6 protein-coding genes and 1 pseudogene are annotated in these 5,908 nt (G+C 51.5%); 4 read left to right on the top strand and 3 right to left on the bottom strand.

Annotation, left to right across the window (positions count from 1 at the left end; all coding sequences use genetic code 11):
• The first annotated feature begins 163 nt into the window (after nt 1-163).
• From CHU32_RS27390 to CHU32_RS27405, 4 genes are read left to right on the top strand one after another with little or no spacing between them, the layout of a single operon-like run.
• On the top strand, nt 164-1,402 hold the full coding sequence (locus tag CHU32_RS27390; RefSeq protein ID WP_103678816.1) for an oligosaccharide MFS transporter: 1,239 nt from the start codon (nt 164-166) through the stop codon (nt 1,400-1,402).
• Nucleotides 1,403-1,414: 12 nt separating this feature from the next.
• Nucleotides 1,415-2,707 carry a sulfatase family protein gene (locus tag CHU32_RS27395; protein ID WP_103678815.1) on the top strand — a complete coding sequence of 431 codons (1,293 nt, stop codon included), beginning with the start codon at nt 1,415-1,417 and terminating at the stop codon, nt 2,705-2,707.
• Nucleotides 2,707-3,009 carry a hypothetical protein gene (locus CHU32_RS27400; RefSeq protein ID WP_245880281.1) on the top strand — a complete coding sequence of 101 codons (303 nt, stop codon included), beginning with the start codon at nt 2,707-2,709 and terminating at the stop codon, nt 3,007-3,009. Before CHU32_RS27395 ends, CHU32_RS27400 begins: the two co-directional genes overlap by 1 nt.
• Nucleotides 3,006-4,187 carry an anaerobic sulfatase maturase gene (locus CHU32_RS27405; RefSeq protein ID WP_103678814.1) on the top strand — a complete coding sequence of 394 codons (1,182 nt, stop codon included), beginning with the start codon at nt 3,006-3,008 and terminating at the stop codon, nt 4,185-4,187. Before CHU32_RS27400 ends, CHU32_RS27405 begins: the two co-directional genes overlap by 4 nt.
• Here CHU32_RS27405 and CHU32_RS27410 read toward each other — a convergent pair.
• The 3 genes and pseudogenes from CHU32_RS27410 to CHU32_RS29010 all read right to left on the bottom strand — a co-directional run.
• A complete protein-coding gene (locus CHU32_RS27410; RefSeq protein WP_103750952.1) occupies nt 4,154-4,819 on the bottom strand; it encodes a Crp/Fnr family transcriptional regulator in 666 nt (221 codons plus the stop codon). The genes CHU32_RS27405 and CHU32_RS27410 overlap by 34 nt on opposite strands.
• 81 nt (nt 4,820-4,900) lie before the next feature.
• A complete protein-coding gene (locus CHU32_RS27415; protein WP_103678817.1) occupies nt 4,901-5,689 on the bottom strand; it encodes a Gfo/Idh/MocA family protein in 789 nt (262 codons plus the stop codon).
• Nucleotides 5,690-5,695: 6 nt separating this feature from the next.
• Nucleotides 5,696-5,788 (bottom strand): annotated as a pseudogene (locus CHU32_RS29010) (phage integrase central domain-containing protein); the annotation flags it as partial.
• Nucleotides 5,789-5,908 lie beyond the last annotated feature (120 nt).

A 5,908-nucleotide genomic window follows, 5' to 3' on the forward strand; every position in this document is an offset into this window, starting at 1 on the left:
AACAAAATCATACTTTTTATGACGAATATCACCTGTTTATAAATAACTTTGTATTGTGATTTAATTCACATTAAGCCATCAGTGGGATATGACAACGGTTATAAACCAGGAGTGGAATATCAATTATCATCATGTAACTGCCAAATTTCTGGGGTTATTGTATATGGCCGCGCAACGTGAGACAAAATGGAATGTTATCCTCTGGGGATTATTCTTTCTCTTCTACTATTATAACTGGTCTTCCTGTTTTTTATTTCTGCCAATGTGGTTGACTCGCATGGTTGGGCTGGATAAAACGCATATTGGTATGGTTTTTTCTTCCTTCGCGGTTGCCGCTATTTGTCTGCAACCGCTGCTGGGCTGGATAACTGACAAGCTGGGTCCTAAAAAATACCTGCTGTGGCTGATTGTTATTCTGATGGTCTTTTTTGCACCCTTCTTTATTTATATCTACACACCGCTGCTGAAAAACCACTTTTACATTGGGCTGGTATCGGGGGGATTATATTTAGGGTTTATCTTCCATGCAGGGTATGGCGCGGTAGAGGCCTTTGTGGAAAAGGTCAGCCGTAACCGGGGATTCGAATACGGGCGCTCCCGACTGTTTGGCTGCTTTGGTTCAGCGATCTGCGCTACGGTTTCCGGGATTTTGTACGGCTTTGATCCCTCATGGATTTACTGGATTGGTTCAGCGCTGGCGTTGTTTCTGGTCGTCATTTTGCTCATCGCCCGCTCGGAACCGCTTCCGGGGATCAAGCCCGAGCAGATCCGCCAGCAAAAGGTCAGCGTGCTGGAACTCTTTAAAATCCGCCAGTTCTGGTATTTCACGATTTATGTATTAGGTGTGGCCTGTATTTATGATGTGTTTGACCAGCAGTTTATTAACTTCTTCACTCGCTTTTTTGAACACCAGGAACAGGCTGCGCGGGCGTTCGGTTACATCACAACCGCTGGTAATCTTGGTGATGCAGCGGTCATGTTTTTTATTCCTGTGTTGATTAATAAATATATTGGTAGCAAGAATGCATTGTTGATAACCGGTACGATCATGAGTATCAGAATTATAGGGTCATCCTTTGCTACCGGGCCGATTGAAGTGCTCTTCTTACGGATGCTGCATAATTTTGAAGTGCCTTTCCTGCTGATTGGTATTTTCAAATATATCACTGATGTCTTTGATACTCGTCTGTCTGGGACCATCTATCTGGTGGGCGTGATGTTTATTAAGCAGTCTGCTGCCATTGTTCTCTCGACGGTGGCTGGGCATTTATACGATACGATTGGATTTCATAACACCTATTTAATTCTTGGCAGCATTACCGCCGGATTCACATTACTTTCAGCTTTTTTGCTCACTTCAACCCCGCGTCTGAAAACCGTATGTCAGTCCGCGACGCTTTAACGGAGAGAAAACATGAGACCAAATATCCTGGTATTTTTTACCGATCAGCAACGCTGGGACACGGTGGGCTGTTATAACCCTTCGGTCAGCACTACGCCTGTGTTAGATCAGCTTGCCCGTGAGGGGGTTAAATTTGAAAATGCCTTCACCGTCCAGCCAGTTTGTGGCCCGGCGCGATCCTGCCTGCAAACCGGGCGCTACCCGACACAAAATGGTTGTTACCGCAATAATATCGCGTTGCGCGAGGATGAAGTAACGATAGCGAAACTGTTCAATCAGGCCAACTATGACACCGCTTATATTGGGAAATGGCATCTGGCGGATCTGGATGAAAAACCTGTGCCAGAGGCGCTTCGCGGTGGCTGGCAACACTGGCTGGCGGCAGATGCGCTGGAACATACGTCGCACCCTTACGGCGGTCACTTTTTTGATAATGATAACCAGCCGGTGCAGTTCGACGGCTACCGGGTAGATGACCAGACCACTTTCGCGCTCGATTATCTGAAAAAACGCCCGCAGGAGAATCCCTTCCTGTTGTTTATCTCTTATCTGGAGCCGCATTTTCAGAACGATATGGCGCGCTTTGTCGCTCCGGATGGTTACGCCGAGCGTTACCGGGATGCTGCTGTGCCAGCAGATTTGGCAAATCGTCCCGGCGATTGGCCACAAAACCTTCCTGATTATTACGGTATGTGCAAAAACCTTGATGAGAACCTCGGGCGGATTGTCGATTACCTGAAGGCCAGCGGTGAGTATGACAATACGATCATTCTCTTCTTTAGCGATCACGGTTGCCATTTTCGAACCCGCAATGACGAGTACAAACGTTCGTGCCATGAATCCAGTATTCGTATCCCCTGCGTGGTGCGTGGCGGACCGTTCAGCGGTGGCTTAACGGTAGAGCAACTGGTGACGCTGCTCGATATTCCGGTCACGATGCTAAGTGCAGCAGACATTACTGTGCCGGAGGCGATGGTGGGCCGGGATTTGCAAAAGGCGCTCAATGCCGATGACTGGGACAATGAGGTGCTGATTCAGATTAGTGAGTCTGAAGTTGGCCGGGCGCTGCGTACCACGCGCTGGAAGTATGAGATTGTGGCACCCGAGATTGATCCGTGGAATAAGTCTGGTGCCAGTACTTACAGGGAGAGTCAGCTTTACGATCTGTTAAATGATCCATGGGAGCGCCAGAACCTGATCGCCAGCCCGGAGCATGCCCGGACGCGTGAATGGTTACGTCAGGCGATCAGCCGCAAAATGGCGGCGATTGGTGAAGCACGGCCAATAATTATTCCTGTGGAGTAATGAATGACCGCATGGATGATTGCCGCACTCTGCGGCTGCGGTATGGCAACCAGTCTGCTCTCAGCGCTGTTCGGCGTTGGGGGCAGTATCTTTCTCATACCGCGCCTGCTACTGGAACATTACCGCAGGCGATGCAGTACGGTTACGTCAATATGGCTATTGTGGCTGTGACCTTTCTCTTCACGCTGATGTTCCAGCCGGTGAGTATGAGGCTGCGCACTCTGCTGCCGGAATGCTGGCTGCGACGTATGTTCTCCGGAATATTGCTGATGATAGCCACGCTGATACTGGTGACACTATGAAACACGCTTTTCATCTGATGGCGAAGCCTGCAGGCTGGCGCTGTAATCTGGCCTGTGATTACTGTTTTTATCTGGCAAAAGGACAGGGGGTATTGCGTGATACCTGCGGGCTGAGGCATATGTCCGATAAGGTGCTGGAAACGTATATTCGTCAGTACATCGAGGTATCGCCTGGCCCGGAGGTGAATTTTACCTGGCAGGGCGGCGAACCTACGCTGGCCGGGCTGGATTTTTATCGCCGGGTTGTAGCGCTCCAGCAGCGCTATGTCGGGGATAAACGTATCACCAACAGCCTCCAGACAAATGGAGTTCTGATTAACGACGAATGGGCGGCATTTCTGGCACAGCACCAGTTTCTGGTCGGGTTATCGCTGGATGGCCCGGCGCATCTGCATAACCATTACCGCAGGACGGGCAGCGGTAAGCCTGTGTTTGAACAGGTGATGGCGGCGCTGGATAACCTGAAACGCCATCGTGTGGACGTCAATATCCTGACCGTGGTGAACAACGTGACGGCACAAGCTCCACTGGAAATTTACCGTTTTCTGACCCGCGAAGTGGGGGCTGAGTTTATCCAGTTTATTCCGGTGGTGGAGTATGACGCGCAGCGTGGGTTGTTGCCCTGGTCAGTGACGGGAGAGGATTACGGGCGATTTATTATCGCTATCTTCGATGAGTGGGTACGGCATGATGTTGGACGAATATTCGTTCAGCTTTTTGATAATACGCTGGCGGCCTGGCTGGGCGAACGCCCGGCCTTATGTGTGATGCAGCCCACCTGTGGACGCGGGCTGGTGGTTGAGCAGAACGGCGATATTTACAGTTGCGACCACTATGTTGATGCGGAACATCGGTTGGGTAATCTGCTACAGCAGCCAATAGAAAAGCTGGTATCTGGTAAAGCGCAACGTCATTTTGGCCAACAAAAGGCGCAGCTACCGGACATCTGCCACCGTTGCCCGTGGCGCTTTGCCTGTCAGGGAGGGTGTCCAAAACATCGCTTACACGACCGGTTGAATCATCTTTGTGCGGGATATCGTCTGATGTTCGGTCATATGGATCCCTGGATGCGTTTTATGGCACAACAGATCCGTTCACAGCAATCACCCGCCCGCGTGATGGCTGTGGCGGATGATATTGCTGCTTATACCAGTAATTCTGCCAGCTTTTCCGGGTAACGAACGAGCAGGCGGCGCTGCGCGCCATCCAGGATCCCCGCCTGCTTTAACTCTTTACTAAAACGTAACGCTGTTTCGGTCTCGCACCCGGCGAACTCTGCCACCTCATGCCATGCCCATTCATAATCCGGATATCGCTGCGTTAAATACCACAGGCTGCTCAGTACGCGATGTCGTGCAGAATGGCGGGCAATCCATGCGAGTCGGTGCTCTGCATCGGCAAGGCTGGCAGCAACTTGTTGAATTAACGCTTCAATAAACACCGGGTGATCAAGTTTAAATGTTTGGTTATCGTGGGGGATGATGTGATTCACGGTCGCGTTTTGTAAAACTCGCGCACAGCAGTGATGCTGCGAATTACCAAAAAGGCTAATAAAACCGAACCATTGCCCTGCCTGGTAGACTCTGACGAGTGTATCCTTTCCGCAATCAAGTGTGTGATAAAGACCCAGTACGCCGGAGTTCAGAAACCATAGACCGCACACAGGCTGGCCCTGGGTATAGAGCGGTTCCCCTTTCCGTTTTGCAGCTTGTATCACTAATGCAGACGCTGCGAAATCTGACGGCTGGAAGGGTAGCAGATCGGCAGTGTTGTGCGGGCCAGAAATAAAAGGATATTCCTGTGTTGTCATAAATCCTCCCTGTTATTTGTCGAGTGATGATAACGGATTGGTATTATGATAACTGATACGGAGTCGTTGTTCCTGGTAATATCAGACACTTTTGTGTACTTGTTCTGGCCGGGCACTTTCCAGACTGCGATGCACTGCCACGCAAATCCGGCTCACTGCCAGCCCGTCCTCAGCGGTGACCGGGTAGGGCGCTTTATGCCTAACTGCCCGCACAAAATCATTGATAGGGTCGATACCAAAAACGCTGGCGACACCGTTGCGGTAGTTGACGAAATAGCTGTTGGGCGTGAGCGTCATGCCCGGCGTGATGATTTCCAGTCCCCGGTGCTGGGAGGTGCTGCGGATATAGGTTGCCTCGCAGAGGATATCGATGCGCCCGACGTTGTCCTTCGGAAAGCCTTCCGGCAGCACCCATGAGTTTTCCACCACCCACGAACTGCCGTCGGCCATCGTCAGCAGGCTCTGCACGCTGTCGAATGTGTCGAGGCCGCATTCGACCATCAGTCGCTTCTGCCCGGCGGCATACACCGACACCACTTTCAGGCCGGAGAGATGGCGCACCAGGTCAAAGCAGTGTGAGCCGAGGAACCACACCGGGGAACTTGCGCTCGCCCAGTTCAGCCACTCTGTCGGCACGCTGATTACGTCATCCGTGGTGAGGATGGATTCGGCGTGGTACGGGTCCGGTGTTGCCACCGAGACCACGTCGATGGCTTCCTCCTGCAGCAGGGCATCCAGCCGGGTATAGCCCATAACACCATATGCCATGGCGAGGTCGTCACAGCGTTCTGTATCGGTGTCGCAGATGGCAACCAGCATCGTGTCCGGGTTATGGTGGTACGCATTCATATGGTGTTTGCCGTAGAGCATCTCTGGGCGGATCTCGGTAACAGGTGTATTGCCCAGAGAAGGGAAGACGTGCATCTCCAGCGAGCGCCAGACATCTTTGGCGTGATCTTCGCTAAGATCGCTGGTCCGTTTCTTCTCTTTAAGCTACTGTTCCGCAACTTTTTCCAGCGTGTATTCATTCTGGATGCGTTTTTCTTCGGCTATTCCAGCTAAGTGTTGACGGGGATCGATGCCCTGCCA

Source organism: Superficieibacter electus (genome assembly GCF_002915575.1).
Taxonomy (GTDB): domain Bacteria; phylum Pseudomonadota; class Gammaproteobacteria; order Enterobacterales; family Enterobacteriaceae; genus Superficieibacter; species Superficieibacter electus.